Source organism: Methylobacterium sp. NPDC080182, assembly GCF_050281105.1.
Taxonomy (GTDB): Bacteria; Pseudomonadota; Alphaproteobacteria; order Rhizobiales; family Beijerinckiaceae; genus Methylobacterium.
On the sequence record NZ_JBNNWO010000017.1, the window covers coordinates 39,828 to 66,216 of the forward strand.

The 26,389-nt window shown below is 72.6% G+C and carries 21 protein-coding genes and 1 pseudogene; 10 read left to right on the top strand and 12 right to left on the bottom strand.

Features of this window, described 5'->3' with window-relative positions; all coding sequences use genetic code 11:
• Positions 1–87: 87 nt before the first annotated feature.
• The 6 genes and pseudogenes from ACQKQD_RS26215 to ACQKQD_RS26240 form a co-directional block, all read right to left on the bottom strand.
• Positions 88–1,008: pseudogene (locus ACQKQD_RS26215) on the bottom strand (LysR family transcriptional regulator); the annotation flags it as partial.
• 238 nt (positions 1,009–1,246) lie between these two features.
• A complete protein-coding gene (locus tag ACQKQD_RS26220; RefSeq protein ID WP_427509981.1) occupies positions 1,247–2,263 on the bottom strand; it encodes a hypothetical protein in 1,017 nt (338 codons plus the stop codon).
• Between the two features lie 25 nt (positions 2,264–2,288).
• Positions 2,289–3,617 carry a c-type cytochrome gene (locus ACQKQD_RS26225; RefSeq protein WP_427509982.1) on the bottom strand — a complete coding sequence of 443 codons (1,329 nt, stop codon included), beginning with the start codon at positions 3,615–3,617 and terminating at the stop codon, positions 2,289–2,291.
• Positions 3,618–3,625: 8 nt separating this feature from the next.
• Positions 3,626–4,171 carry a (2Fe-2S)-binding protein gene (locus ACQKQD_RS26230; protein WP_427509983.1) on the bottom strand — a complete coding sequence of 182 codons (546 nt, stop codon included), beginning with the start codon at positions 4,169–4,171 and terminating at the stop codon, positions 3,626–3,628.
• Positions 4,168–7,005: a xanthine dehydrogenase family protein molybdopterin-binding subunit gene (locus ACQKQD_RS26235; protein ID WP_427509984.1), complete on the bottom strand. Its 2,838-nt coding sequence runs from the start codon at positions 7,003–7,005 to the stop codon at positions 4,168–4,170. The genes ACQKQD_RS26230 and ACQKQD_RS26235 overlap by 4 nt, the downstream gene beginning before the upstream one ends.
• 11 nt (positions 7,006–7,016) lie before the next feature.
• Positions 7,017–8,408, bottom strand: coding sequence for a nucleobase:cation symporter-2 family protein (locus tag ACQKQD_RS26240; protein ID WP_010686656.1), 1,392 nt, complete (start codon positions 8,406–8,408; stop codon positions 7,017–7,019).
• Between the two features lie 440 nt (positions 8,409–8,848).
• Between ACQKQD_RS26240 and ACQKQD_RS26245 the strand changes: the two genes are divergently transcribed.
• Entirely contained in the window at positions 8,849–10,207 is a 1,359-nt protein-coding gene (locus tag ACQKQD_RS26245) for an 8-oxoguanine deaminase (protein WP_427509985.1), read from the top strand.
• Between the two features lie 340 nt (positions 10,208–10,547).
• Here ACQKQD_RS26245 and bhcD read toward each other — a convergent pair whose 3' ends face one another.
• The 4 genes from bhcD to bhcA all read right to left on the bottom strand — a co-directional run bounded on the left by bhcD (position 10,548) and on the right by bhcA (position 14,997).
• Positions 10,548–11,513, bottom strand: a complete 966-nt coding sequence (gene bhcD, locus ACQKQD_RS26250; protein ID WP_427509986.1) for an iminosuccinate reductase BhcD — start codon at positions 11,511–11,513, stop codon at positions 10,548–10,550.
• A 145-nt stretch (positions 11,514–11,658) separates the two neighbouring features.
• Positions 11,659–12,816 carry a 3-hydroxy-D-aspartate aldolase BhcC gene (gene bhcC, locus ACQKQD_RS26255; protein WP_427509987.1) on the bottom strand — a complete coding sequence of 386 codons (1,158 nt, stop codon included), beginning with the start codon at positions 12,814–12,816 and terminating at the stop codon, positions 11,659–11,661.
• A 19-nt stretch (positions 12,817–12,835) separates the two neighbouring features.
• On the bottom strand, positions 12,836–13,795 hold the full coding sequence (gene bhcB / locus ACQKQD_RS26260; RefSeq protein ID WP_427509988.1) for a beta-hydroxyaspartate dehydratase BhcB: 960 nt from the start codon (positions 13,793–13,795) through the stop codon (positions 12,836–12,838).
• Between the two features lie 11 nt (positions 13,796–13,806).
• Positions 13,807–14,997 carry an L-aspartate--glyoxylate aminotransferase BhcA gene (gene bhcA / locus ACQKQD_RS26265; RefSeq protein WP_020094516.1) on the bottom strand — a complete coding sequence of 397 codons (1,191 nt, stop codon included), beginning with the start codon at positions 14,995–14,997 and terminating at the stop codon, positions 13,807–13,809.
• 188 nt (positions 14,998–15,185) lie between these two features.
• Here bhcA and bhcR point away from each other — a divergent pair, with 188 nt between their 5' ends.
• Positions 15,186–16,046, top strand: coding sequence for an HTH-type transcriptional regulator BhcR (gene bhcR / locus ACQKQD_RS26270; RefSeq protein WP_427509989.1), 861 nt, complete (start codon positions 15,186–15,188; stop codon positions 16,044–16,046).
• Positions 16,047–16,069: 23 nt separating this feature from the next.
• On the opposite strand, the gene ACQKQD_RS26275 is transcribed toward bhcR, so the two are convergent.
• Positions 16,070–16,315 carry a hypothetical protein gene (locus ACQKQD_RS26275; RefSeq protein WP_427509990.1) on the bottom strand — a complete coding sequence of 82 codons (246 nt, stop codon included), beginning with the start codon at positions 16,313–16,315 and terminating at the stop codon, positions 16,070–16,072.
• Positions 16,316–16,573: 258 nt separating this feature from the next.
• Between ACQKQD_RS26275 and ACQKQD_RS26280 the strand changes: the two genes are divergently transcribed.
• The 5 genes from ACQKQD_RS26280 (at position 16,574) to ACQKQD_RS26300 (ending at position 23,548) form a co-directional block, all read left to right on the top strand.
• On the top strand, positions 16,574–17,212 hold the full coding sequence (locus ACQKQD_RS26280) for a phospholipase A2 family protein (protein ID WP_427509991.1): 639 nt from the start codon (positions 16,574–16,576) through the stop codon (positions 17,210–17,212).
• A gap of 105 nt (positions 17,213–17,317) precedes the next feature.
• On the top strand, positions 17,318–19,630 hold the full coding sequence (locus ACQKQD_RS26285; protein ID WP_427509992.1) for a CHASE domain-containing protein: 2,313 nt from the start codon (positions 17,318–17,320) through the stop codon (positions 19,628–19,630).
• 143 nt (positions 19,631–19,773) lie between these two features.
• Entirely contained in the window at positions 19,774–21,807 is a 2,034-nt protein-coding gene (locus ACQKQD_RS26290; RefSeq protein ID WP_427509993.1) for a YgiQ family radical SAM protein, read from the top strand.
• Positions 21,808–21,911: 104 nt separating this feature from the next.
• A complete protein-coding gene (locus ACQKQD_RS26295; protein WP_427509994.1) occupies positions 21,912–22,256 on the top strand; it encodes a hypothetical protein in 345 nt (114 codons plus the stop codon).
• An 11-nt stretch (positions 22,257–22,267) separates the two neighbouring features.
• Positions 22,268–23,548 (top strand): hydantoinase/carbamoylase family amidase, encoded by a 1,281-nt coding sequence (locus tag ACQKQD_RS26300; RefSeq protein WP_427509995.1) that lies wholly within the window; start codon positions 22,268–22,270, stop codon positions 23,546–23,548.
• Here ACQKQD_RS26300 and ACQKQD_RS26305 read toward each other — a convergent pair.
• Positions 23,523–24,215: a winged helix-turn-helix transcriptional regulator gene (locus ACQKQD_RS26305; protein ID WP_427509996.1), complete on the bottom strand. Its 693-nt coding sequence runs from the start codon at positions 24,213–24,215 to the stop codon at positions 23,523–23,525. The genes ACQKQD_RS26300 and ACQKQD_RS26305 overlap by 26 nt on opposite strands.
• A 99-nt stretch (positions 24,216–24,314) precedes the next feature.
• Here ACQKQD_RS26305 and ACQKQD_RS26310 point away from each other — a divergent pair, with 99 nt between their 5' ends.
• From ACQKQD_RS26310 to ACQKQD_RS26320, 3 genes are read left to right on the top strand one after another with little or no spacing between them, the layout of a single operon-like run.
• A complete protein-coding gene (locus ACQKQD_RS26310; protein WP_427509997.1) occupies positions 24,315–25,106 on the top strand; it encodes a VOC family protein in 792 nt (263 codons plus the stop codon).
• Between the two features lie 13 nt (positions 25,107–25,119).
• Positions 25,120–25,620: a VOC family protein gene (locus tag ACQKQD_RS26315; RefSeq protein WP_100251715.1), complete on the top strand. Its 501-nt coding sequence runs from the start codon at positions 25,120–25,122 to the stop codon at positions 25,618–25,620.
• Positions 25,613–26,278 (top strand): dihydrofolate reductase family protein, encoded by a 666-nt coding sequence (locus ACQKQD_RS26320; RefSeq protein ID WP_427509998.1) that lies wholly within the window; start codon positions 25,613–25,615, stop codon positions 26,276–26,278. Before ACQKQD_RS26315 ends, ACQKQD_RS26320 begins: the two co-directional genes overlap by 8 nt.
• Positions 26,279–26,389 lie beyond the last annotated feature (111 nt).

The window sequence follows — 26,389 nt, forward strand, 5'->3', positions numbered from 1 at the left end:
GTGTGGTGCGCCGGGGGGGGGTGTTCCTGTCCGCCCCCCGGCTCGCCGCCCCCCGGGGGGGGGGGGGCGCCCCCCCCCCCCCCCCCCCCGGCCGCCGACCAGGGCGAGCTGCTCGCTCACGTGCTGGCGCAGGGCCTCGTGCGTCATGTCGACGAAGGTCTTGGTCCGGGCCGACAGCATCTTGCGGGACGGGTAGAGCAGGCCGAGCGTCACGCTGGTCGGCGGAGTGTGCTCGAGGACCGGGACGAGCCGGCCCTCGGCGATGTGCGCCGCGACCTCGAACAGCGGCTTCAGGACGATGCCCTCGCCGGCCAGCGCCCAGGCGGTGAGCGTGTCGCCGTCGTCGGCGTCGATGTGCCCCGAGACCGGCAGGGTCACGGTCTCCTGGCCGTCGACCAGGGTCCAGCGGAACTGCTCGGCGCCGGGATAGCGCAGCAGCAGGCAAGCGTGCTGCAGCAGGTCCGCCGGCTCGGCGGGCGCGGGGTGCTCGGCCAGGTAGGCCGGCGCCGCGCACAGGACCCGCTCGATCTCCGCGACCTTGCGCAGGGTGAAGGTGGAATCGCGCATCTGCGACAGGCGGATCGCGACGTCGACCGCCTCCTGCACGAGGTCGAGGAGGTGCTCCGACAGGCGCAGCCGGACATCGGTCTCGCCGTGGCGGTCGCGGAAGCGCGGCACGAGCGGCGCGACGACCCGGCGGCCGAGACCGAGCGGCGCCGTCACCTTCAGCACCCCGCGGGGCACCGCGCCCGCGGTCTCGACGCTCTTCTCCGCCTGCTCGACCGCCGCGGTGATGTCGAGGCAGCGGTCGTAGAAGATCCGGCCGGCCTCCGTGAGGCTCATGCGCCGCGTCGTCCGGGTGAGCAGGAGGCAGCCGAGATGCTCCTCCAGGGTCTGGATCCGGTAGCTCACCACCGACGGTGACAGCCGCAGCGAGCGGCCGGCGGCCGAGAAGCTCCCCGTCTCCGCCGAGCGCAGGAAGATGCGGATGCTCTCCAGGGAAATCATGGGCGGGGATCGTCAGGAGCAGTTCGGACCTGTCAACGGACTGTCCCGACAATGTGAACTCGGCGTCCGACCCGATCATCCCCCGCGGCGTGACGCGTCGGTCGGTGCAGCCCGCTCCGTCATTGCGAGCGCAGCGAAGCAACCCAGGGCTGCGGGACATCGGGGAACGTGGTGCCGGCTGGATGGCTTCGCTCCGCTCGCAACGACGGCGGAACCGATCTGATCGACCGAAACGGCATCAGAAGACGTGGAACGCGACGCCGGCGAGGAAGCTCTTCTCCTCGGTGCCCTTGAAGGTCGCGGTCTCGACGTTCCCGAACTTGTTGTGCCAGTACTGGAACCCGACGAAGACATCGACCCGGTTGGGCTGATCGTAGACGAGCTTGCCGAGATCGAGCACGAGGTTGGTGCGCGACAGGAATTCGAGCCCGCGGGGCGGGTTGAAGGCGTAGGCGGCCGGGTTGCTCACGCCCCGCCCCTTCGGCAGCACGATGTTGTTGAAGCCGACGAGGCTGAGCGGCAGCCCCGTGAAGGTCAGGGGAAAGTTGTAGACCAGCTCGAATTCCGGGACCGTGTCGAAGCTCTGGTCGCGGTCCGGCTGGAGATTGAACCCGTTCCGGTTCCACTCCTTGTAGGCTTGCACGGAGAGGTTGAGAAAGCCCGCCGGCACGTCGAAGGCGAAGTTCAGGCCGCCGACGATGTCGCGCTTCTTCGAGCCGAAGGCGTCGTTCTGGGCGTTGGCGTCGAAGCCGAAGGCGAGCGACACCTCCTTGACGAGGCCGGGGACGGTGAAGGCCTTCGTGCCCGTGAGCGCGTTGAGGCTCAGCGTGCCGCGATACAGCCCGTAGGCTTCGGTGTTGCCGTAATCGGCGAAGAACGGGGCGGCGACGGAGCCCGGCGCGTTGGTGGTGCCGGCCGGGAACTGGGAGCCGGACTTGAGGATGTCGAGGGAGAAGAAGTTCGTCCCGTAGGCCCAGGCATCGGCGTGGGAGATGTTCAGGATGTGCTTGGGCGCCGCGCGGGAGACGAAGCTGCCGTCGGGGCGCTGGATCTGGATTCCGGGCGAGACGGTGGGGAACTGGTAGCGGTAGCTGATCTGGGTGTCGGCGAAGAGGAAGAACGGGCCGTCCTCCACCACCGTCGTGGCCTCGGGCGCCACCGGCGCCGAGGAGGCCGTCCCGAGGTCCTGCGCCCCCGCCGCGCACGTCATCCCGAGCGGCAGCAGCGCGGCCGCGATCCGACAAGCTATGGTCATGTCCGCCCCCTCCTCCCGGCCGCCTTCAGTGCGAAGCGTCGGCCCGCAAACCCGCGCGCTGGCGCGCGACCTCGTCCGGCGTGACCGCCTGACCCTGCCCGCCCCACTCGGCCCGCATCCAGGTCGCGAGGTCGGCGAGCGCCGCGTCGTCGATCAGGGCGGCGAAGGGCGGCATGGCCTCCATCCGCTCGTTGCCCGGGAAGCGCTGCGCCGGGAGCCCGACGAGGATCGCCCGCAGGAGACCGCCCGCGCCCGCGACTCGCATCGCGGCGTTCGTCCGCAGCGGCACGGAGACGTGGGGGATCCCCTCCCCCGCCCCGCCGTGGCAGCCGGCGCAGAGGCCGGCGTAGCTGGCCCGACCCCGGGCCGCGACCGCCGCGGGGATCGCCGCGGGGGTGGCGGCGACCGGCGTCTCGGGCTCGGCCGGCAGGGCGTCGCGGTCGAACAGGTAGGCGGAGAGCGCCGTGAGGTCGGCCGCGTCCATGTGCTGCGTCGAGAAATGCACGACGTCGAACATCTGGTGCGTCGCGCCGCCCTGGGCCGAGAGGCCCGTGCGCATGAACCCGACGAGCCCGTGCGGGGTGAAGCCCATCCGCGCGAGGCCCGCGGGCGTGATGTCGGGCGCCTCGACGCCCTCGATCGTGGCGCCGCGATAGACGGCGTCCGGGCGCATGGCCTGGATCACGGTGCGCGGCGTGTGGCACTCGCCGCAATGGCCGAGGGCGTCGGCGACGTAGCGGCCCCGGTTCCACAGGGGTGAGCGGCCCGGATCGGGCGCGGCGACGGTCGCCGGCAGGCTCAGGAGGTTCCAGGCCGCCAGGGTCCAGCGCTGGTCGAACGGGAAGGCGAGGGTATTGGCCCTGTTCTCCACCGCGACCGGCGCGCGGGTCATCAGGTAGGCGTAGAGGGCGTCGACATCCTCCGGCGTCAGGCCGCGATACGACGTGTAGGGCATCGCCGGGTAGAGGTGGCGGCCGCCCGGCGCGATCCCGTCGCGCAGGGCCCGGTGGAAGTCGGCGCGGCTCCAGCCGCCGATGCCCTGCGGGCTCGGCGAGATGTTGGTGGCGTGGATCGTGCCGAAGGGCGTCTCCAGGGGCAGTCCCCCCGCCCAGGGGGCGCCGCCCCGGGCGGTGTGGCAGGCGAAGCAGTCGGCCGCGGCGGCGACCTTGGCGCCGCGGGGGGCGAGAGCGCGCACGGCCTCCGCGCTCAGCGGGGCCTCGACGTCGCGCGCGACGACGCTGCGCTCCAGGGCGCCGGAGGCGACGAGGCCGGCCGCCGAGACGGCCACCGCGAGGGCGGCGGCGAGCCCGGCGCCGACGCGCCGCGCGGGGGTGGTGAGGGACGGGATCCGCACGGCGCGCCTCACGCGGTCACCAGACCGGGGGTCGCCAGCACGAGGTCGCGCACCGCCTGATGGTAGCGGACGTAGCCCGTGCAGCGGCAGATGTGGCGGTCGAGGGCCTCGGTGACGACCCGCTCGACCTCGTCGCGGCGGATCGGCTCGCGGCGCAGGCGCTCGATGAGCACGCTCGCCCCGGTGACGAAGCCCGGCGTGCAGTAGCCGCACTGGAAGGCGAAATTCTCGATGAAGGCCTGCTGGACCGGCGAGAGCACGACGGTGCCGTCCGGCGCGGTGCGGGCATGGCCCTCGACGGTGCGGATGCTCCGTCCCTCGAACCAGTGGGCGCCGGTGATGCAGGCGCGCATCTCCCGCGGGCCGGCCGCCTCCTCCAGCATCACCGTGCAGGCGTGGCAGATGCCCTGCCCGCAGCCCATGCGGCTGCCGGTGAGGCCCAGCCACTCGTGCAGGACGTCGAGCAGGCTCGTGCCGACGGGGACGGGGATCGGACCGACGGCCGCGCCGTTCACGCGGAGCGAGAGGTCCTTGATCTCGATGGGAGCGCTCATGCCAGTGCCTCGCGGATGCGCTCGGGCCGGATGGGGAGTTCGTGGAAGCGGTGGCCGATCGCGTGCGCGACGGCGTTGGCCAGCGCCGGGACGACGGCGATCATCACGACCTCGGCGATGCCCTTGGGCGGGTCGGTCTCGGAGAGCGGCGGCAGGATCTCCACCGTCTGGTTCCACGGGGCCACGTCGCGGGCGCGGGGGAGCTCGTAGCGGTTCCAGTTCCACGTGCCGTCGCCGGGGCCGTCCTCGTAGAGGGGCAGCACCTCCTTGAGGGCGTGGCCGATCCCCATGGCGAGGCCGCCCTGCACCTGGCCGGAGACCAGCTCGGGCACGATCTGGCGGCCGCACTCGAGGATCGAGTGGTGGGACAGGATCGTCACGTCGCCGCTGGCGGTGTCGACCGCGACCTCCGCCAGGGTGGCCATCGGCGCGTAGTAGGTCGTGCCGACATTGTTGCGCTGGGTCGGCGGGTAGAAGACCGCCGCGCGGGGCACGAAGTGCCAGCCCGCATCCGCCATCAGGGCGCGGCGCTCGGGCGGGGCCCCGGCGCCGTAGCGCACCGCCAGGGCGTCGATCGGCAGGCGCGTCCGGCCCGTTGCGGGCAGGTCGAACTCGGCCTCGGCCCATTGCCAGCGGTTGAAGGTGTGGAGGGTCACGCCCACCGGCAGCCCGAGCCGGTGCGCCTCGGCGGCCACCGCCTCCAGCGACAGCGGCGGCAGACCGCCGCCCAGCACCCGGCCGTCCACCAGCCGCAGGTCCTCGCGGGCGACCACGTGGTAGGAGGCCAGCGCCCCGCCGCCGCCGCCCCGCGCCCAGAGCGCGCGGGCGGCGGGCCAGACGGCGTGGTCGACGAGGAACCGCGCGGCCGTCCGGGTGGCGTGGCCGAGGTAGTAGGCGGAGTTGGTCGCGCTCATCGGCGAGGTGAAGCGCGGGGTCCAGCGGGGGTTCTGCGCCCGGCGGTCCTCCTCTTCCTGGGGCGTCGTGTAGGGCTGGTCGGAGGTCTCCAGCGGCATCTCGGGCCAGCGCACCACGCCGAACGCGGTCTCCGAAGGCACTCGGCCGAGGATCTCGGCCACCATGACCGCCTGCGAGGTGGTGACGCCCGGGCCCATCTCGTGGGCGACGTGGCGCAGGCTCAGGCGGCCCCGCGGGTCGAGCTCCAGCGACGCGACCGCCGCCTCGGCGCCCGTGCCGTAATCCTTGTGCACCTGCGCGAAGCCGACGCCGTAGCGGCGGCCGGGATGGGCGGCCTCGTAGGCGGCCTTGCGCGCCGCCCGGTCCCGCCAGAGCGGGTGCGCGGCGGCCTTCGTCAGGATCTCCGCGTTGCGCAGCGCCCCGGCCGGGACCGCGCCCTGGCTGTTGCGCTGACCCGAGCGGAGCACGTTGCGCAGGCGCAGGTCGATCGCGTCGATGTCCAGGAGCGCCGCCGCCTCGTCGACCATCATCTCGGTGGCCGACATCGTCTGGAGCGTGCCGAAGCCCCGGGTCGATCCGGCCTCCACGGCCCGCGAGGCCAGGGCGATCGCCTGGAAGTCGCTCTTCGGCAGGTAGTAGATCGACTGCGCCGCGGTGGCGCCGACGAAGGAGACCGCGACGGAGTAGTTGGGGCGCCCGCCGCCGTCGCAGGCGAAGCGCCCGGTCATGGCCCGGAACCGGCCGCTGGCCCGGTCCACCAGCAGGACGTTGTCCATGCGGAAGGCGTGGCGCTTCAGCCCGTTCTGGAACTGCTCGAACCGGTCGTTGGCGAGGCGCACCGGCCGGCCACCCGCGTAGAGCGCGGCCACGACGCAGAGGAACGGGAAGATGTGGTGGTCCTTCGTCCCGTACCCGACCGTGTAGCCGACCTTGAGATCGACCTCCCTGAGCGGGAACCGGGATTTCGAGACCAGCGCGGCGGCGGCCTCGGCCACGTCGTAGGGCGACTGCGTCGCCATCATCAGGCGCAGCGTGCCGGTGTCCGGATCGTACCAGACGTTGCCGTTGTCGGCCTCCATAGCCGAGGCGTCCGTCGACTGCGACCGGTAGGTCCGCCGCATCACCAGGGCGTCCGCGCCGGCGCCGTCGATCTCGGCGGCGATGGCGGCCGCCGCCGCCATGCCCCGCGCGAAGGGGCCGTCGTCGCCGGCCTTCGGCCAGGCGGGCTCGTCGCCGGACAAGCCGGCGAAGATCGGGGACTGCGCGAACGGCGAGAACCGGTCGGGCGCGTCCGGCGCGTCGCCCTCGATCCGCACCCAGCGCGAGGCGCCGTAATGGGCCGGCGGCCTGGGACCGGTCTCGGCGCCGTACTGCACGACGTCGTCGGCGAAGCGCAGGGCGCGCTTGGCCGCGGCGAAGCGCGGGAAGTCGGCGTAGATCAGGATCGCCACCGGCTGCCCGAGCAGGCGCGGCGTCTCGCCCTGCGGCACGAGGAACCAGTCGCCGAAGAAGTCGGCGTGCGGGACCGAGACCCCGTCCGCCACCAGGTCCTCGTGCCGGACGATCCGGTCCGGCCGCAGGGCGGCCGGAAGCCGCGACAGGTCGAGGCCGGTGAAGCGGCGGTCGGCGCGGGTCGCCGCGACGAGGAAGGCGTGGGCTTGGCCGTCGGGCCAGCCGGCGAGGTCGCGGGCCCGGTAGTCGCGGGAGAAGGTCTTGGCGCCCGTGACCTTGGCGACGGCGTCGAGGCGGTAGCGGGGCCGGCCCGGCGCGACCCACGGGGAGCCGGCGGACAGGCCGGTCTCGGCGAGCTGCGCCCGGGCCGGGGGCGCCAGGAAGGAGACCTTCACGGCGACGCCCGCCGCCGCGCCGGCCTTCAGGAAGTGGCGCCGCGAGAGCGCCTTGATGGTCTCGGCCGACATGGCTTCTCCCCTCAGGCCCGGTCCAGGACGGCCGCGTGCGGGAAGGCGGGCTCCGCGTCGGCGACGCGGTGCTCGGCCCCGGCACCGAGACGGTCCGAGTTCAGCAGCAGGTTGAGGACGATCGCCCCGATGGCGCCGAGGGTGATCCCGCTGTGCAGGATCGGCCCGGCCCAGTCCGGCGCCGTGGCGGCGAAGAGCTTCGGCGCCGCCATCGGGATCAGGCTCAGGCCGATGCTGACCGCGACGACGATCTGGTTCCGGCGATCCCCGAGATCGGCGCCGCCCACGATCTTGAGCCCCGCCGCCGCGACCATGCCGAAGATCACGATGCCGGCGCCGCCGAGCACGGCCGGCGGGATCGACGCCACCGCGAAGGCGACCTTGGGCAGGAGGCTGACGCCCAGGATGATGAAGCCCGCCGCGACCGTGACGTAGCGGCTGCGCACCCGCGTCATGTTCACGAGGCCGACGTTCTGGGAGAACGAGGTGTGCGGGAAGGTGTTGAGGCAGCCCGCGATCAGCGTCGAGAGCGAGTCCGCCATCAGGCCGCGGGTCAGGGTCCGCTTGTCCACCGGGCGCCCGACGATGTCGCCCACCGCCAGGAACATGCCGGTCGACTCGACCAGCGTGACCATCATGACGATGCACATCGCCGCCACGGCCGTCAGGTGGAAGGTCGGCCAGCCGAAGTGGAACGGCGTGACGAGGGCGATGAGCGGGCGCTCGGCCAGCCCGTCGAGGCGGAACAGGCCGAGCGGCCAGGCGAGGCACAGGCCCGCGACGAGGCCGATCAGCACGGCGACGTTGGCGACGAAGCCGGTGGCGAAGCGGCTGACCACCAGGATCACCGCCAGCACGAAGGCCGCGACGCCGAGATGGACCGGGGCGCCGAAATCGGCAGCCCCGAAGCCGCCGCCCGCCCAGTTGATCCCGACCGGCAGCAGCGTGACGCCGATGATCAGGATGACCGTGCCGGTGACCAGCGGCGGGAAGAAGCTCGCGAGCCTGGAGAAGAACGGCCGGAGCAGCAGGCCGAACACACCCGCCCCGATGGTCGCGCCGAAGATGCCCGGCAGGCCGATCGTCGGATCCTGCGCCATCGCCACCATCGGGCCGACCGCCGCGAAGCTGACGCCCATGATGACCGGCAGGCGGATGCCGAAGACCCCCAGGCCGAGGGACTGGATCAGGATCGCGATGCCCGTCACCAGCAGGTCGCAGTTGATCAGGTAGGCGACCGTCTCGGTCGGTAGATTCATCGCCGCGCCGAGGATGAGCGGCGGCGCGACAGCCCCCGCGCTCATCACGAGCACGTGCTGCATGCCGTAGGCGAGGAGCTTGGGAAGGGGCGGGATCGCGTCGACCGCGTCCACCTCGCGCGTTGTCCTGTCGTGAGACGTCATGGGCGTGTCCTCCGCCAGCCGGGACCTGTCGAGGCGTCGTCCCGTGATGGTGTCGTCGGGGACCCGGCAGCGGTGGCCGGACCTCTTCCGGGTCCGGGCCGCCAGGAGCGGGTGTGGGGCCAGTCGCAGGGCGGGCCGTGGCGGCACGCCCGGGGGCGGGGGAGCGGGCTCTCGGCGGCCGCTCCGGGGTCATGCGCTGCCGACTTGGCTGGCTCTCAAACCTTGCATGGCTGGCCGCGAATGCCATGCCGGGATTTCGGAAGCACTTTGCGAAAAATCGCCAAGGTGGCCGGTGGCGGCTGCCGTATGCTGCGGCCCGCTGACGGCCCCGAGACGGTGCGCCCGGCACGGCGTTCCTGCTGCCAGAGGGCGGCATCTGGCCGTGGGGAGGCGTCGCGGCCCGTCCGGCGCGGCCTCCAGGGCGCACCCAGAGAGACGCGATGACCTCCCTGCTGCTGACGAACGCCGACATCCTGGTGACGATGGACGCGCAGCGCCGGGAGATTCCCGGCGGCGCGGTCTACGTGGAGGACAACCGCATCGTCGCCGTCGGCCCCGCCGCCGAGGTGCCGCAGCGGGCCGACACCGTCCTCGACCTGCGCGGCCACGCGGTGATGCCGGGCCTCGTGAACACCCACCACCACATGTACCAGACGCTCACCCGCGCGGTGCCGGGCGCGCAGGACGCCGAGCTGTTCGGCTGGCTGAAGGCGCTCTACCCGATCTGGGCCCGGCTCACGCCCGAGATGGTCCGCGTCTCGACGCAGACCGCGATGGCGGAGCTGATCCTCTCGGGCTGCACCACGTCGAGCGACCACCTCTACATCTACCCGAACGGCTGCCGGCTCGACGATTCCATCGAGGGCGCCGAGGAGATCGGCATGCGCTTTCACGCCGCCCGCGGCGCGATGAGCGTCGGGGAGAGCGCGGGCGGACTCCCGCCGGACTCGGTCGTCGAGGACGAGACGGCGATCCTCGAAGACACGCGCCGTCTGATCGAGCGCTGGCACGATCCGGAGCGCTTCGCCATGCGCCGGATCGTGGTGGCGCCCTGCTCACCATTCTCGGTCAGTCGCGGCCTGATGCGCGATGCCGCCGAGCTGGCCCGGCACTACGGCGTCTCGCTCCACACCCACCTCGCGGAGAACGACGACGACGTCCGCTACAGCCTGGAAAAATTCGGGATGACGCCGGCGGAGTACGCCGCCGACCTGGGCTGGACGGGCCCCGACGTGTGGCACGCCCACTGCGTCAAGCTCGACCGCGCCGGAATCGCGCTGTTCGGCCGGACCGGGACCGGGGTGGCGCACTGCCCCTGCTCCAACATGCGCCTCGCCTCGGGCATCGCGCCCGTCCGGCAGATGCGGTGCGCGGGCGTGCCGGTCGGGCTCGGCGTCGACGGCTCGGCCTCCAACGACGGGTCGCACATGCTGGGCGAGGCGCGGCAGGCCATGCTGCTCGCCCGCGTCGGTTTCGGACCGGCGGCCATGAATGCGCGGAAGGCGCTGGAGATCGCGACGCTCGGCGGCGCGAAGGTGCTGAACCGGGACGATATCGGCGCGCTGGCCCCCGGCATGGCGGCCGACATCGTCGCCTTCGACCTGCGCGGCCTCGGCATGGCGGGGGCGCTGCACGACCCCGTCGCCGCCCTCACCTTCTGCGCGCCGCAGACGGTGGCCTGGAGCGTCATTAATGGGAAGATCGTGGTGCGCGAGGGCCACCTGACGACCCTCGACACCGGGGCGCTGGCCCGCCGCCACAACGCCCTCGCGGCGGCCCTGGTGCGGGGCGAGGCGTAGGCCACACTACTCATCCTCCGCAGAGGGGCTCGCGGATCCAGACATCGAGTTCGGCGGCGCGGCTCCAGGATCGGGCGCGCGTCGATGTCCGCTGGAGATTTGAGAAGATCCTGGCACCCAGAGATGGAGGCTTGAGTAATGCCCTCTTATAATCCCTTCGATTGATAATTCATGCGCGGCTGTCTTTGCGAGCGAAGCGAAGCAAGCCAGCCGCGCAACGTCTGTAAAGGTCGCGCGACCCTGGGTCACTTCGCTTTGCTCGTGATGACGGCGAGGAATGCGTCGACCGCAGCATTCGGACGGAAACTGTATTGCCCTCGGGCCGCGCCCGTCGAGCCCGTCAGACTTCCACCTCCGTCGCCAGCCCCTTGGCCACCGCGCGGTCGACCGCCACCGCGGCGACCGCGAGGTCCTGCAGCCCGACCCCGGTGCCGTCGAACAGGGTGATTTCGGACTCCGAGACGCGGCCGGGGTGATCGCCGTTGATCACCGCCCCGATCTCCACGATGGAATCCGCGGCGAGGAGCCCCCGCGCGACAGCGTGCTGCGCCTCGCCGATGCTGACCGACTGCGCGACCTCGTCGGTGAACACCGTGGCGGCGGCGAGCAGTTCGGCCTCCACCTCCTGCTTGCCGCGCGTGTCCGTCCCCATGCAGGCGAGGTGCGTGCCCGGCCGGACCTGCACGGCCTTCAGGATCGGCGCGAACGAGGACGTGATCGTCACGACGACGTCGGCCTCGGACCCGAGCCGGTCGAGGTCGACCGCCTCGAACGGCACGCCGTGCTCCCGCGCCACCGCCTCCATCCGGCCGAACATGCCGGGATGCAGGTTCCACGCGAGGACCCGCTCGAACGGCCGCTGCGCCAGCGCGGCGCGCAGCTGGAACGCCGACTGGTGGCCCGCGCCGATCATGCCCAGCACCCGCGCATCTTTGCGGGCGAGGTGCCGGACGGAGATGGCGCAGGCCGCGGCCGTGCGCAGCGCGGTGAGGAGGTTCCCTCCGACGACGGCCCGGCAGCGGCCGGTATCGGCGTCGAACAGGAACACCGTCGACTGGTGGTTGGTCAGGCCCTTCGCGGCGTTGCCGGGCCAGAAGCCGCCGGCCTTGAGGCCGAGCGCGAGGCTGTCCCGGTCGAAGCCCGACTTGAAGCCGTAGAGCGCGTCGGCGTGGCCGATGGCTTCCCGGACGACCGGGAAGTTGCCGGCTCGCCGCCGCGCCATGGAGGCGAAGACCTGTTCGACGGCGGTAAAGCACTCCGCCTCGGTCAACAGCCCGTCGATCGCGTGCTCGGGAACGATGATCATCGCGGATGTGTCCTCAATTCGTGAGCCGGCATGTCGCCCCCGTCATCGCGGGCGTCGCGAAGCGACCCAGGGCAGCGGGCCCCGTCGAGGCGCGTCCCCGGATCGCTGCGCCGCGCTCGCGATGACGGACGGTGTGCAGGGTGCGTCAGTAGGCCTTGCCGCGGGCCGAGACCGGCCAGAGCGTCTCGACCCGGCCGTTGCGGACGCCGACATACCAGTCGTGGACGTTGCAGGTCGGATCGCAGTGGCCGGGGACGAGGCGCAGACGGTCGTTGACCTTCAGCCGGCCCTCGGGATCCTCGATCACCCCGTGCTCGTCCGAGCACTTGATGTATTTCACGTCGTCGCGGCCGAAGACGAAGGGCAGGCCGGAATCGACCGACTGCACCTTCAGGCCCGCGTCGCAGATCGCCTTGTCGGCCTTGGCGTGGCTCATCACGCTGGTGAGGATGAACAGGGCGTTCTTCCACTCGCCCGCATCGATGCGGTTGCCGTCCCGGTCGCGGATACGCCCGTAATCGGCGTCCATGAACGCGTAGCTGCCGCATTGCAGCTCGTTGTAGACGCCGGATCCCGCCTCGAAATAGTAGCTGCCGGTGCCGCCGCCGCTGACGAGCTCCGGCTCGAGGCCCTCCCGGTTCAGCGCCGCGACGGCGTCGCGCACCTGGGCGATGGCCGCGTCGAGCTTGGCCCGCCGCTCCTCGTAGCCGTCGATGTGCTGCATGGCGCCCTGGTAGGCCTGGAGGCCCGCGAAGCGCAGGTTCGGCGCGGCCGCGACGGCCCGGGCGATCGCCACCACCTCGGGGCTCGTCCGCACGCCGCAGCGGCCGGCGCCGCAATCGATCTCGACGAAGCAGTCGAGCTGCGTGCCGTGCCGCTGCGCCGCCGCCGAGAGGTCGGCGACGTTCGCCACGTCGTCGAGGCAGACGATGATGCGGGCGCCGTGCAGCGGCAGCCGCGCCAGCCGGTCGATCTTGCCCGGGTCGCGCACCTGGTTCGAGACCAGGATATCCTTGATGCCCGCTCGGGCGAAGACTTCCGCCTCCGAGACCTTCTGGCAGCAGACGCCGCAGGCGCCGCCGAGGCTCTGCTGAAGCTTCAGGATATCGACGGACTTGTGCATCTTGCCGTGGGCGCGGTGGCGCATCCCGTGCGCCTTGGCGTAGTCGCCCATCTTGCGGATGTTGCCTTCCAGCGCGTCGAGATCGACGATCAGGCAGGGCGTCTGGATCTCGTCCTCGCGCATACCGGGCAGCGCGGGGACGTCGAAGCCGACTTCGAGATCGGCGGATCGGGCGTTCATGTGCATCGTGGGCCTCCCGTTATTGCCAGGGCAGCGCGTCGAGATCGACGTTCCCGCCCGTGATGATCACGCCCACCCGGTTGTTCGCGAAGACGGGGCGATTCTTCAGCACCGCCGCCAGGGCGACGGCGCTGGACGGCTCCATGACGATCTTCAGCCGCTTCCAGATCAGCTGCATCGCCGCGACGATCTCGGCCTCGGAGACCGTCAGGATATCCGCGACGTGGTGGCGGACGAAGTGCCAAGTGAGGTCCTTCAGCGGCACCTTCAGGCCGTCCGCGACCGTCACCGGCGCGTCGTCGGCGATGATCCGTCCGGCCTTCAGGCTGCGATGGGCGTCGTCGGCCTGCTCGGGCTCCGCCGCGTAGACGGCGATGTGCGGGGCGAGCCCGGCCAGCGTCAGGCAGGTGCCCGACACCATGCCGCCGCCGCCGATCGGGGCGATCACCGCGTCGAGATCCGGGACCTGCGCGATCAGCTCGCGGGCGCAGGTCGCCTGCCCGGCGATGACGCGGGGATCGTTGTAGGGATGCACGAACTCCGCGCCGGTCTCGGCGACGACCTCGGCGAACACGGCCTCGCGCGATGAGGTGGACGGCTCGCACTCCACCACCCGGCCGCCGTAGCCGCGCACGGCGTCCTTCTTCGCCTGGGGCGCGGTGCGCGGCATCACCACCGTGCAGGGGATGCCGCGCCGGCCCGCCGCGTAGGACAGGCAGGTGCCGTGGTTGCCCGACGAGTGGGTCGCCACGCCCCGGGCGGCCTGCGCCTCGGTGAGGCTGAAGACGGCGTTCGAGGCGCCCCGCGCCTTGAAGGCGCCGGCCTTCTGCAGGTTCTCGCACTTGAAGAACAGCTGCGCGCCGGCGGCTTCATCGATGATCCGCGAGGTCAGGACCGGCGTCTCGTGGATGTAGGGCCGGATGCGCTCGTGGGCGGCCAGGACGTCGTCGAGGGTGGGCGTGATCAGGGCGCTTTCCATGGCGCGCCCCCTCAGGCGGCGGCGCGCAGGGCGGCGGCCGGGGCGCGGCGGTACACCGCCTGCGCGGCCGCGACCCCCGATCCCAGCGCGATGCGCAGGCCGAGATCGACCATCGCCATCTCGGCGGCTGCGATCCCCGACAGCGCCATCACATCCGTGAGGCTGCCGAGGTGGCCGATGCGGAAGACCTTCCCGGCGACCTCGCCGAGGCCCACCCCGAAGGCGACGTCGTAGTGGCGCGCCGCGTGGGTGACGATCCGCGTGGCGTCGAAGCCCTCCGGGGTGCGGATCGCGCTCACCGTGTCCGAGTAGAGGTCCGGGCGCGCGGCGCAGAGTTCCAGGCCCCAGGCGGCGACGGCGGCGCGGATCCCGTCCGCGATGCGGCGGTGCCGGGCGAAGACGGTCTCGAGCCCCTCGGCCAGGAGCAGTTCCGTCGACAGCTTCAGGCCGTTCAGGAGGCCGACCGCCGGCGTGTAGGGATAGGCGCCGTTCGGGTAACCCTTCGCCATGTCGCGGATGTCGAAATAGGTCCGCGGCAGCGTCGCCGTCGCCGTGGCGGCCATGGCCTTGGGCGAGAACGCCACGATGGCGAGGCCCGCGGGCAGCATGAAGCCCTTCTGCGAGCCCGTCACGGCGACATCGACGCCCCACTCGTCCATGCGGAAATCCATGGACGCGATCGAGCTGACGCCGTCGACCAGCAGCAGAGCCGGGTGGTTGCTGGCATCCAGCGCGCGGCGCACGGCGGCGACGTCCGAGCGGACGCCGGTCGCCGTCTCGTTGTGCGTGACGAGCACGGCCCGGATGCGGTGCGCCTTGTCGGCCGCGAGGGCCTCGGCGAAGCGATCCGCCGGAAGCCCCTCGCCCCACGGGGCTTCGATCATCCGGACATCAAGGCCGTGGCGGCGCGTCATGTCGATCCAGCGGTGGCTGAACATGCCGTGGCGCGCCGCCAGCACCGTGTCGCCGGCGCTGAGCGTGTTGGAGAGCGCGGTCTCCCAGCCGCCCGTAGCCGTCGACGGGAAGATGAACACCTCGGCGTCCTCGCTCTTCAGGACCTTCTTCACGCCGGCGAGCGCCGGATGAAGGATCTGCGCGAAGAGCGGCGACCGGTGATCCAGCGTCGGCATGTCGGCCGCGCGGCGAAGCACTTCCGGCATGTTGGTCGGGCCGGGAATGAAGACGGGATTCTGTGCGAACATCGGCGGCGCTCTCCTCCAATACGGGAACGATAGCACCGCCGATCCCGTATTGATATTTTCTTGAAAAACTTTTTCATACGGGGTCGGAGCGCGGAAACGCGCGCCGCGACAACGTCTTACCTTTTTCCGTTGTGAGAAAAATTTTTCCATCCTAGGAATCGCGCGGGATTGGCGAAGGCGAGGACGCCATGGATTCGGGAAACCGGCGGCGCGGGCGGCCGAAGGGGTTCGGAGGCGCCAAGCCGGCGGCGACCATCCAGGCGCTTGACCGCGCCCTCGATGTCCTCGACGTCCTGGCGGGCGGCGACGGGCTGACGCTCTCGGAACTGGCCGGCAGGCTCGAGCAATCCGTGGCGACCATGCACCGGGTCCTCGCGACGCTCGAGCGCCGCGGCCTCGTCGAGATCAGCGCCGACAAGCAGGAGTGGCACGTCGGTGCGGAGGCCTACCGGCTCGGATCGGCGTTCCTGCGCCGCCACAACGTCGTCGAGCGGAGCCGGTCGATGATGTGGACGCTGATGCAGGAGACGGGCGAGACCTCCAATCTCGGCGTCGAGAAGGACGGCAACGTCCTGTTCGTCAGCCAGGTGGAGACCCACGAGACGATCCGCGCCTTCTTCCCGCCGGGCTCCCTGTCGCCGCTGCACGCGTCGGGCATCGGGAAGGCTCTGCTGAGCACCTACGCGCCGGCCCGGACCGAGCGCCTGTTCCGGGGAAAGACCTTCGCGCGGTTCACCGACAAGACCATCGGCTCACTGGACCAGCTGCGCGACGACGTCGAGGCGACCCGCCGCCGGGGCTACGCGATCGACGACGAGGAGCGGAGCATCGGGATGCGCTGCGTCGCCGCCCCGATCCTCAACTTCCACGGCGAGGCTATCGCGGGGATCTCGGTGTCGGGGCCGACGCACCGGCTGTCCGACGAGAAGCTGCACGCGATCGGCGAGCGGGTGCGGAGAGGCGCCGCCGCGGTCTCGCGCGCCCTCGGCGCGCCCGCCGCGACGATGACCGCGACGCCCGACGCGCCGGGCGAGCCTGACCAGGACTGACCAGCGGTGCGGCGAGGCGCGCCCTAGCGCTCGGGATGCGGGCGGCGCGGATCGACGGTGCCGACCGCCGACGGGGGCCTGCCGTCGCCGTCGAGGATACCGGCGCGCCCGTCCGGCGCCGTCCGCGGTTCCGCGAGCGCCGCGCGGCCCTGGAGGCCGCCGGGGGCGGTGACGGCCGGGATGCCGGCGGGGGCGGTGAAGCTCTGCGCCAGGGCGGGCCCGGACAGGCCGATCCCGATCACGGCGCCGATCAGAAGACGAGAGGTCATGGCGGAGGTCCAGCTCAGGTCTGTCGCCGGGATCATCCCGGCCGCGTTACGCCTCGATGTGGGATCCGCGACCCCGGGGTCCAACACGCGGGACGAGCCCCCGTGCGCCCGCGCACGGTGCCGCGTGCCGCGCCGGCCCGGGCGGTTCCGCCCCGCGGCCCGCGTCCGCCCCGCAGGCCTCCGTGACCGTGGCGAGCGAAAGTCCGGAACGGAGAAGCCGAGCTTCGAGTTGAGGGGCCGCTGAATCAGGGGCCATCCGTGAGACCGTCTCTCCTCGCCACGCTCGGGCTGCTGCTCGTCGCCTACCCGCACGCGTCCGGGGCGCAGGGCGTTCCAGACCCGCGAGGCGTCCAGAGCGTCCAGAGCGTCCAAGACGTGCAGGATGTCCGGGACCTGCCGGCCGCGACCGTCGAGCCGGGCGAGCCTCGCCCGGGACCGCCCCCGCCGCTCCCGGACATCTCGGACCCGAACGGCCGGGCCGGCGAGGCCCTGAACGAGCCCGGCGAGCGCTCCGGCATCCCGAAGGCCCTGCGCTCCTCCGGATCGAAGGCGGGCGGGCCGGCCAACGATCTCAACCCGAGCGGGCAGGCAGAAGCGCCGGCACCGCCGAAGGGCGACCTGGGCCGGGTCATCGCCGGCAAGGAGCTGTTCCACGGCAATTACTGCGGCACGGGTCAGCGCGGCGAGGGGCTGCCGCCGACCGACGCCCTCGATGCCGCGTGCATGCGCCACGACGCCTGCTACGACGCGGCGGGCTACCGTTCGTGCGCCTGCGACGCGACGCTGAGGCGCGAGGCTTCCACCGTGTCGGACAGCCCGGACGCGGCGCTGGAGGTGCGGCGCCGGGCGCTGAGCGTGATCGAGGCTACCGCCGCGATGGCGTGCCGCGCGCCCTGAGCGCCCGCCGCAGTGCGGGAATTTCGCCCCGGTGACGCCACCATGGACTTGCATCCCGGCGCATGCCTGCTTTGACGGGCCGCAGTCGAAGTCCGGTCTCGCCTCTTGTCCCACCGCACCGCATCGCAGGCTCCTGTCGCGCCCGCCGCCCGCCGCGGGGCGGGCGCGGCGCGCTGGATCCCGCCCGCGATCCTGGCCGCCGGCCTCCTCGCGACCGGGCTGAGCACGGCCCTCACCTGGCAGGCGGCGGCGCTGCGCGACCGCCTGACCTTCGAGCACGCCACCGAGATCGAGCTGCGCACGGTCGAGGACCAGTTCCGTACCTACACGGCGCTCCTGCGCGGCGCCGCCGGCCTGTTCGCAGCCGACGGCGACGCCGTCACGCTGGCCCAGTTCCGGGCCTACGTGCAGCGGATCGAGTTCCAGCGCCTCTACCCCGGCTTCCTCGGCATCGGCTTCACGCCGACCCTGCCCGCCTCCGCGCGCGAGACGTTCGCCGCGCGCGCCGCGGCCCTGGGCGTCGAGAATGCCCGGGTCCGGCCGCCGACCGACAGCCCGATGATCAGCCCGGTCCTGTTCGCCGAGCCGCCGAACCCGCGCAACCTCGCCGCCATCGGCTACGATGTGATGTCGGACCCGGTGCGGCGCGACATGGTCGAGCGGGCCCGCGACACCGGCCAGCCGGCCGCCTCGGCGCGGATCCAGCTCGTGCAGGAGATCGACGCGAACAAGCAGGCGGGCTTCCTCGTCGCCATGCCGGTCTATGCCGGCGGCGCCGTGCCGCCGGACCTCGAGGACCGGCGGCGACGCTTCCTGGGCTTCGTGTTCGGCGCCTTCCGGGCCGACGACCTGTTCAACAGCATCGTGGCGGCGGAGGCCGAGGAGGACGCGGCCTTCGCCATCTACGACGGCGCGCCGAGCGAGGCGAACCTGCTGCACCGGTCCGCGCGGGCCTCCGCCGCCGGGGCGGGGCGCCTCACCCGCGAAGCGCATCTCGAGCTCGGCGGCCGCACCTGGACCGTGGCGTTCGCGCAGCGCGTTTCGCCCCGGCGCGGCTCGGCGCTGCCGGAGATCTGGCTCGTCTGCGGCGGCGGCCTGTTCGCCACCGCCCTGCTGGCCTTCGCGGCCTACCGGCAGCGCCGCACGCAGGACGAGATCCGCCAGCTCAACGCGTCGCTGGAGGCCCGCGTCGAGGAGCGGACGCGCGATCTCCGGGCGGCGGCCGACCGTCTGCGGCAGGCCGGGGAGGAGCGGGCGCGCATGGAGGAGGCGCTGCGCCAGTCGCAGAAGATGGAGGCGGTGGGCCAGCTCACCGGCGGGCTGGCGCACGACTTCAACAACCTTCTGGCGGGCATCTCGGGCTCGCTGGAGCTCATCGAGGCCCGCATCGCCCAGGGGCGGTCGAAGGATGTCGGCAAGTACATCGCCGCCGCCCAGGGCGCCGCCCGGCGGGCCGCGGCCCTCACCCACCGCCTGCTCGCCTTCTCGCGCCGCCAGACGCTGGCGCCCAGGGCGATCGACGCCGATCGGCTGGTCCGCGGGATGCTCGACCTGATCCAGCGCACGGTCGGGCCGAGCGTCGAGGTGCGGCACGTCGGGGCGGACGGGCTCTGGGCCGCGCTCGCGGACCCGTCCCAGCTGGAGAACGCGCTCCTGAACCTCTGCATCAACGCGCGGGACGCGATGCCCGGGGGCGGCCGGATCACCATCGAGACCGACAACCGCTGGATCGACCGGCAGCAGGCCGACGCCCAGGACATGCCGGAGGGGCCGTACCTGTCGCTGTGCGTTTCCGATACCGGCACCGGCATGCCCCCGGAGGTCGTTGCCCGGGCCTTCGACCCGTTTTTCACCACCAAGCCGATGGGCGAGGGCACCGGCCTCGGCCTGTCGATGATCTACGGCTTCGCCAAGCAATCCGGCGGGCAGGTCCGGATCACCTCGACGGTCGGCCAGGGCACGAACGTGTGCATCTACCTGCCGCGGCACTTCGGCGAGGCGGACGCGGACGGGCCCGACCCGGGCAGGGGCCTGATGGCGCAGGCCGAGGCGGGCGAGACCGTGCTGATCGTGGACGACGAGCCGACGGTGCGCATGCTGGTGACGGACGTGCTGAGCGACCTCGGCTATACGGCGATCGAGGCCGCGGACGGCGCGGGCGGCCTCAGCGTGCTGCAATCGGGTGCGCGGATCGACCTGCTCGTCACGGATGTCGGCCTGCCCGGCGGCATGAACGGGCGCCAGATGGCGGATGCCGCCCGGGTCGGCCGGCCGGACCTGAAGGTGCTGTTCATCACCGGCTTCGCCGAGACCGCGCTGCCGGGCGACGGGCGTCTCGAGCCCGGCATGGCGGTGCTGACCAAGCCCTTCGCCGTGGAGGCCCTGGCCGCCCGCATCCGCGAGCTGATCGCGCGCTGAGCCGGGCCGGTCGCGACGGCGGCGCATCGCCTGTCTCGAGGTGCGCCGGATCGGCGCAGGGCGCCCTCGGGCGGCACGGTCGCGGCCACCGCCGCCCTGCCATTCGTTGAGATCGCGGCCCCGGAGGCCTATGCAGGGACACCATGGAACTCCAAGCGTCCACCGCCCGTCCCCTGGCGCCCCCCGTCCGCATGCCGCGCGGGCCCGCTGCGCCGTTCCTGCCCATGAGCCGCGCCGAGATGGCGGCCCTCGGATGGGAGTCCTGCGACATCGTGCTGGTGACCGGTGATGCCTACGTGGACCACCCGAGCTTCGGCATGGCCATCATCGGCCGGCTGCTCGAGTCGCAGGGCTTCCGGGTCGGCATCATCGCCCAGCCCGACTGGCACTCGGCGGAGCCGTTCAAGGCGCTCGGCAAGCCGAACCTGTTCTTCGGCGTCACCGGCGGCAACCTCGATTCGATGGTGAACCGCTACACGGCGGACCGGCGGTTGCGCCACGACGACGCCTACACGGCCGGCGGCGAGGGCGGCCGGCGCCCGGACCGCTGCACCATCGTCTACACGCAGCGCTGCCGCGAGGCCTTCAAGGACGTCCCGGTCGTGCTCGGCGGCATCGAGGCGTCGCTGCGCCGGATCGCGCACTACGATTACTGGTCCGACAAGGTGCGCCGCTCGATCCTGGCCGACGCCAAGGCGGACCTGCTGATCTACGGCAACGCCGAGCGCGCCGTGGTCGAGGTGGCGAACCGCCTCGCGGCCGGCGAGGCGCCGCACCAGCTCGACGCGATCCGGGGCGTCGCCCTGTTCCGCCGCGTGCCTGCCCACTACACCGAGCTGCCCGCCGACGACCTCGACTCGACGGACGAGGCCGCCACCCGTCGGCCCGGCGAGACCGTGATCCGGCTGCCCGCCTACGACGAGGTCAAGGACGACAAGGAGGCCTACGCCCGCGCCTCGCGCGTGCTGCACCGGGAGGCCAATCCCGGCAACGCGCGCCCCCTCGTCCAGCGCCACGGCGACCGCGACCTGTGGCTCAACCCGCCGCCGATCCCGCTGACCAGCGACGAGATGGACGCGGTCTACGACCTGCCCTACGCCCGCGCCCCGCACCCGTCCTACGGCGACGCGAAGATTCCCGCCTGGGACATGATCAAGTTCTCGGTGACGATCATGCGCGGCTGCTTCGGCGGCTGCACCTTCTGCTCGATCACCGAGCACGAGGGCCGCGTCATCCAGAACCGCTCGGAGGGCTCGATCCTGCGCGAGATCGAGCGGATCCGCGACAAGACCCCGGGCTTCACGGGCGTGATCTCGGATGTCGGCGGGCCGACGGCGAACATGTACCGGATGGCCTGCAAGGACCCGAAGATCGAGGCGGCGTGCCGGCTGCCCTCCTGCGTCTTTCCGGACGTCTGCCCGAACCTGAACACCTCGCACGACGACCTGATCCGGCTCTACCGCAAGGTCCGCGAGGTGAAGGGCGTCAAGAAGGTGATGGTCGCCTCGGGCGTGCGCTACGACCTCGCGGTGAAGAGCCCCGAATACATCAAGGAGCTCGTCACCCACCACGTCGGCGGGCGCCTGAAGATCGCGCCCGAGCACACCGAGCGCGGCCCCCTCGACAAGATGATGAAGCCAGGGATCGGCACCTACGACCGGTTCAAGGAGATGTTCGACGCCGCCGCCAAGGAGGCGGGCAAGAAGTACTACCTGATCCCGTACTTCATCGCGGCGCATCCGGGCACGACCGACGAGGACATGATGCACCTCGCGCTCTGGCTCAAGAAGAACAACTACCGCGCCGACCAGGTCCAGACGTTCCTGCCCTCGCCGATGGCGACCGCAACCGCGATGTACCACACCGAGATCAACACGCTGCGGGGCGTGAAACGCGGCGGCAGCGAGTCCGTCGAGGCGATCAAGGGGCTGCGCCAGCGCCGGCTGCACAAGGCGTTCCTGCGCTACCACGACCCCGAGAACTGGCCCCTGCTGCGCGAGGCGCTGCGGGAGATGGGCCGCGCCGACCTCATCGGGCCGCGGCCGGACCAGCTGGTGCCGTTCTCGCAGCCGCCGGGCACCGGCGCCGGTGCGGGCCGGACGGGCGGCCAGCCGCGACCCCGCTACACGGGCGGCGGCCAGCGCTTCACCACGAAGGGCGTGCCGCTGCGCAAGTGACGATTCGTGACGGGTTCGGCGCGCCGTAACGAATTGATACGCGCCGGCCATATTGCCGCGCGGCCGGCCGGTCAGCCTCACCGGCGGTCGACACGGAGGTCGCGATGGCTGTTGCCTGCCCTGTTCTGACGCCCGACGAGCGCGAGGCGTCCGAGATCCTGGACGCCGCGCAGCGCGCGATGATGGAGACGGTGCAGGCGGCGGTGGCTGAGGCCGCCGCGCGGGTGCGCCAGCAGAATCTCGACGCCGGCCTCGCCCTCGCCTCGCCGCCCCGGGCCTATTTCGAGTCCGTGGTGCACCAGCGGATGTACCTGACGCTATGCGGGGCGGCGGTCGGCACGTTCGCGGGCGGCGATGCCAGGACGGCGATCGGCCTCATCCGGAATCAGCAGCTGATCGCCAACCGCTACTGGGGGGCTGGGATCGCGGTGACGCCGCGGGCGCCGTGACGGCGGCGCCCTTGAGTGCCGCCGGGATCGTCCTGGCGCGCGTCGCGCGGCTCGCCGGGATCAGCGCCTACCCGTGGACCCTGACGCGGCGCGTCTTCAGCCCGCAGCAGGCCGAGGCCGAGGCGCTCGTCCTCGGCTGGATGGCGGAGGCCGGTCTGTCGGCCCGGCGCGATCCCGCCGGCAACCTCGTCGGCCGGGTCGAAGGCGCGGTCCCGGGCGGCCCGGCCGTCGTCGTCGGGGGCCACGTCGACACGCGCGAGGATGCCGGCCGCTACGACGGGACGCTCGGCGTGCTGATCGGCATCGCCGCCGTCGAGCGCCTGATCCGGCACGGACCGCCGCCGCGCCACGCGGTCGAGGTCGTCGCCTTCGTCGCGGACGCGGCCAGCCGGTTCGGTCCCCGGCAGTTCGGCAGCCGGGCCGTGGTCGGGCGGCTCGCCCCGGACGCGCTTGACTGGGACGACGCCTACGGCGTCACCCTGCGTCGCGCCCTGGAGGCGCACGGGCTCGACCCGGCGCGCCTCGCGAGCGCGCGCCGGGCCTCGGACGCGATCCTGGCCTATCTCGAGGTCGCCGCCGAGGCCGGCCCCGTGCTGGAGCGATCGGGAGTGCCGATCGGGATCGTGCCGGCCCTGTCGGAATCGACGATGCTCCGGGTCACGCTGACAGGCGCCGCCGTCGACGCGGCGGCGAACCCGATGCCGGGCCGGCGGGACGCCCTCTCCGGGGCGGCCGAATGCGTCCTCGCCGCCGAGCGCGTCGGCCTGGCGCGGGAGGGGGTCACCGTCACGGTCATGCGCCTCGACGTCGCGCCGGTGCCGACCTTCGTGGTCGCGGGGTCGGCGACACTGGGCGTCCGCGTCGATTCCGCCGACGACGGCGCGCGGCGCGCGGCCGTGGCGGAACTCGCCGCGGCGCTCGAGGCGGTCGCGGCGCGGCGCTGGCTGGGGATCACCGTCGAGCGCAGCGTCGATCCCGATGCCACCCGGTGCGATCCCGGTCTGGTCCGCCTGTTCGAGGAGGCCGTCGAGGCCGCGGGACACCGCGCCGTGCGGCTGGCGCAGGGCGTGACCACCGACGCGTCCCACATGGCCCTGCTCGGACCGATCGGCCTCGCGCTGATCCGCTGTCGGGGCGGCGTCGGCTTGGGGGCGGCGGGGACCGTCGACCCGGCCGACGTCGCGGTCGGCCTCGACGTGCTCGCCGGCGTTGTCGGCGCGCTCGCGGGCGGCGCGCCCTCCCCGCGCGAGCCGCGGGACGGGCACCTCAGCCCGCCTTGGCCGGCAGGGTGAAGAGGTCGATGAAGGACCGCGCCAGGTCGGCGGGGCCCGCGACGGCGAGCGTCCCGCCGGCGCCGTCCCGGTCCAGCGGCGCCTTGCCGTAGACCGTGCGGCGCATCGCCATCGTGTCGCCGGTGAAGGCGAGGTCGGGCGCCTCGGCGACGCCCCGCCGCACGCGGATCCCGTCGCCGGTCACCGTCGCGACGAAGTCCTCGCCGGGGAAGTGGAAAGCGACCGTCGCCGACAGCGCCGCCGCCCGCCCGCGGTCGACCAGGGCCTCGAGCGACATCATGGCCGACGCCCCCGACATGAACAGGCTCGGATCGTGCCGCGGCGAGCGGGCGGCCCAGCGGCCCAGGTCGCGCATCAGGGGCGCGGCCTCGCGGCCCCAGTCGGTGAGATCGTAGACCTGCACGTTGGCCGGCGACGGCAGCCGGTACCGCAGGGCAATGCCCGCCGCCCCCAGGCTCTCTAGCCGCTGCGTCAGCACGTTCGCGCTGATCCCCGGGAGGTTTGCCCGGATCTCGCCGAAGCGCCGGGGGCCGTAGACCAGCTCGCGCATGATCAGCAGCGACCAGCGCTCGCCGATGAACTCCAGCGCGAGGGCCGTGCCGCAGGCGTCGTCGTACAGGCGCTCGCGTGGCCGGGATGCCCGCGTGGTTATTTTTTCTGACTCCATGGTTGCTTTGTGTAACCGAGAATGCGAGCCTGGGCAAAGCGGGGCCGGAGGGGGCGTCGCGCAGCGGCCGCAGCGCCGATTGTCACGGAGGAGCGCCCGATGCCACCCGCCGAGGGGACACCCATCTGGTTCGAGCTGAACGCGTCCGACCCGGACGCCGCGCAGGCCTTCTACGAGGCGGTCGCCGGCTGGCGCGTCGCGCCGTCGCCGATGCCCGAGCACGGCGGCTACCGGATCGCGGAGGCCGACGGGGCGCCCGTGGCCGGGATCCGGCGGCCGATGCCCGAGGCCCCCGGCCTCCCCGGCTGGGCGGTCTACCTCGCGGCCTCGGACGTCGACGCCCTGGCTTCCCGCGCGGTCGATCTCGGCGGCGCGGTCCGGTTCGGGCCCGTCGACATCCCCCATGTCGGCCGCTTCGCCATGGTGAGCGACCCGCAGGGCGTGGTCTTCGCCGCGATGAATCCGGCCCATCCCGGCGCGAGCCGGGCCTTCGGGCCGGTGCCGCTCGAGACGGAGCGGACGCGCGGCCACGGCGTCTGGATCGAGCTCGCCACCCCCGATCCCGCGGCGGCCCTCGCCTTCTACGGGGCGCTGTTCGGCTGGGAGAAGCTCGGTGCCATGCCGATGGGCGACTTGGGCGAGTACGCCTTCATCGGGCGGGGCGACCTGCGCCCCGGCGCGGTGATGTCGAGCGCGGCCAGCGGCGCGCCGGCCCGCTGGAACTGGTACATCCACGTCGCCGACATCGACGCCGCGCTCGCGACCGTCCGGGCGGCGGGCGGCACGGTCCTCCAGGGGCCCGACCCGATCCCCGGCGGCAGCTACGCGGCCAACATCGCCGATCCGGCGGGCCACCAGCTCGGCCTCGCCGGCCCGCGGCAAGCCACGTGAGGAGCGTCCGGCCATGACGAGCGACAAGCTGACGACCTGCCTGTGGTTCGATCGCGGCGAGGCCCGCAAGGCCGCGGAATTCTACGCCGCGACCTTCCCCGACAGCCATGTCGGCGCGCCCATGAACGCCCCCTCGGATTTCCCCGGCGGGTCCGCGGGCGACGAACTCACGGTCGCGTTCACCGTCCTCGGCCGGCCGTTCGTCGGCCTGAACGGCGGCCCGGCCTTCCGGGCCAACCAGGCGGTCAGCTTCATGGTGCTGACCGACGATCAGGCGGAGACCGACCGCTACTGGGACGCCGTCGTGGGCCACGGCGGCGCGGAGAGCGCGTGCGGCTGGTGCACGGACCGCTGGGGCTTCTCCTGGCAGATCACGCCGCGCGCGCTCCTGCACGCCAACAGCCACCCCGACCGGGCTGCCGCCCGGCGCGCGTTCGAGGCCATGATGACCATGCGCAAGATCGACATCGCCCGGATCGAGGCTGCCCTCCGCGGGGACTCCGCCCATGCGTAAGATCACCGGCTCCCTCTTCCAGTCCCTCGACGGCGTGATCCAGGCACCGGGCGGTCCGGAGGAGGATCAGACCGGCTTCGCGCACGGCGGCTGGACCTTCCCGTACTTCGACGCGTCGCTCGCCGGGCCGATGGGCAAGCTGCTCGGCGGCGATTACGAGCTGCTGCTCGGCCGGCGCACCTACGAGATCTTCGCCGCCTACTGGCCGCACAACGCCGAGCAGCCGATCGGCGCGACCTTCAACGCGATCCGCAAGCATGTCGTCACCGGAAGCGACGCCGCGCTCGACTGGAACAACAGCCGGCGCCTCGCCGGCGACCCCGTCGCGGCGGTCACCCGCCTCAGGGAGAGCGAGGGCCCCGACCTCCTCATCCAGGGCAGCAGCAGGCTGTATCCGGCGCTGCTTCCGGCGGGCCTCATCGACCGGCTCGTCCTGATCACATTCCCGGTCATGCTCGGCCGCGGCAAGCGCTGGTACGCGGACAACCCGGCGGCGGCCCGCACCTGGACGCTGGTCGAGCAGAGCCACTCGCCGAAGGGCGTCCACGTCGCGGTGTTGGCGCGGGACGGGGCGGTCCAGACCGGCAGTTTCGCCAGCAAACCACCCAGCGCGGACGAGATCGCGCTCCGCGAGCGCCAGGCGGCGGGTCGCTGGTAGACCGCCGCCTGCGGCAGCGACCGGCCGGCCGCGCGCGGCACGGGGTCGTGACCCGTCGGAAGCCGGCAGGTCCCGTGTCAGCCTTCCCTCAAACCTCTTGGCGGCCGCGCC

Excerpts from the sequence above, each read along its gene's own strand:
- ACQKQD_RS26220 (WP_427509981.1), bottom strand. The coding sequence starts at position 2,263 with ATGACCATAGCTTGTCGGATCGCGGCCGCGCTGCTGCCGCTCGGGATG.
- ACQKQD_RS26230 (WP_427509983.1), bottom strand. The coding sequence starts at position 4,171 with ATGAGCGCTCCCATCGAGATCAAGGACCTCTCGCTCCGCGTGAACGGC.
- ACQKQD_RS26235 (WP_427509984.1), bottom strand. The coding sequence starts at position 7,005 with ATGTCGGCCGAGACCATCAAGGCGCTCTCGCGGCGCCACTTCCTGAAG.
- ACQKQD_RS26240 (WP_010686656.1), bottom strand. The coding sequence starts at position 8,408 with ATGACGTCTCACGACAGGACAACGCGCGAGGTGGACGCGGTCGACGCG.
- ACQKQD_RS26245 (WP_427509985.1), top strand. The coding sequence starts at position 8,849 with ATGACCTCCCTGCTGCTGACGAACGCCGACATCCTGGTGACGATGGAC.
- bhcD (WP_427509986.1), bottom strand. The coding sequence starts at position 11,513 with ATGATCATCGTTCCCGAGCACGCGATCGACGGGCTGTTGACCGAGGCG.
- bhcC (WP_427509987.1), bottom strand. The coding sequence starts at position 12,816 with ATGAACGCCCGATCCGCCGATCTCGAAGTCGGCTTCGACGTCCCCGCG.
- bhcB (WP_427509988.1), bottom strand. The coding sequence starts at position 13,795 with ATGGAAAGCGCCCTGATCACGCCCACCCTCGACGACGTCCTGGCCGCC.
- bhcA (WP_020094516.1), bottom strand. The coding sequence starts at position 14,997 with ATGTTCGCACAGAATCCCGTCTTCATTCCCGGCCCGACCAACATGCCG.
- bhcR (WP_427509989.1), top strand. The coding sequence starts at position 15,186 with ATGGATTCGGGAAACCGGCGGCGCGGGCGGCCGAAGGGGTTCGGAGGC.
- ACQKQD_RS26275 (WP_427509990.1), bottom strand. The coding sequence starts at position 16,315 with ATGACCTCTCGTCTTCTGATCGGCGCCGTGATCGGGATCGGCCTGTCC.
- ACQKQD_RS26290 (WP_427509993.1), top strand. The coding sequence starts at position 19,774 with ATGGAACTCCAAGCGTCCACCGCCCGTCCCCTGGCGCCCCCCGTCCGC.
- ACQKQD_RS26295 (WP_427509994.1), top strand. The coding sequence starts at position 21,912 with ATGGCTGTTGCCTGCCCTGTTCTGACGCCCGACGAGCGCGAGGCGTCC.
- ACQKQD_RS26305 (WP_427509996.1), bottom strand. The coding sequence starts at position 24,215 with ATGGAGTCAGAAAAAATAACCACGCGGGCATCCCGGCCACGCGAGCGC.
- ACQKQD_RS26310 (WP_427509997.1), top strand. The coding sequence starts at position 24,315 with ATGCCACCCGCCGAGGGGACACCCATCTGGTTCGAGCTGAACGCGTCC.
- ACQKQD_RS26315 (WP_100251715.1), top strand. The coding sequence starts at position 25,120 with ATGACGAGCGACAAGCTGACGACCTGCCTGTGGTTCGATCGCGGCGAG.
- ACQKQD_RS26320 (WP_427509998.1), top strand. The coding sequence starts at position 25,613 with ATGCGTAAGATCACCGGCTCCCTCTTCCAGTCCCTCGACGGCGTGATC.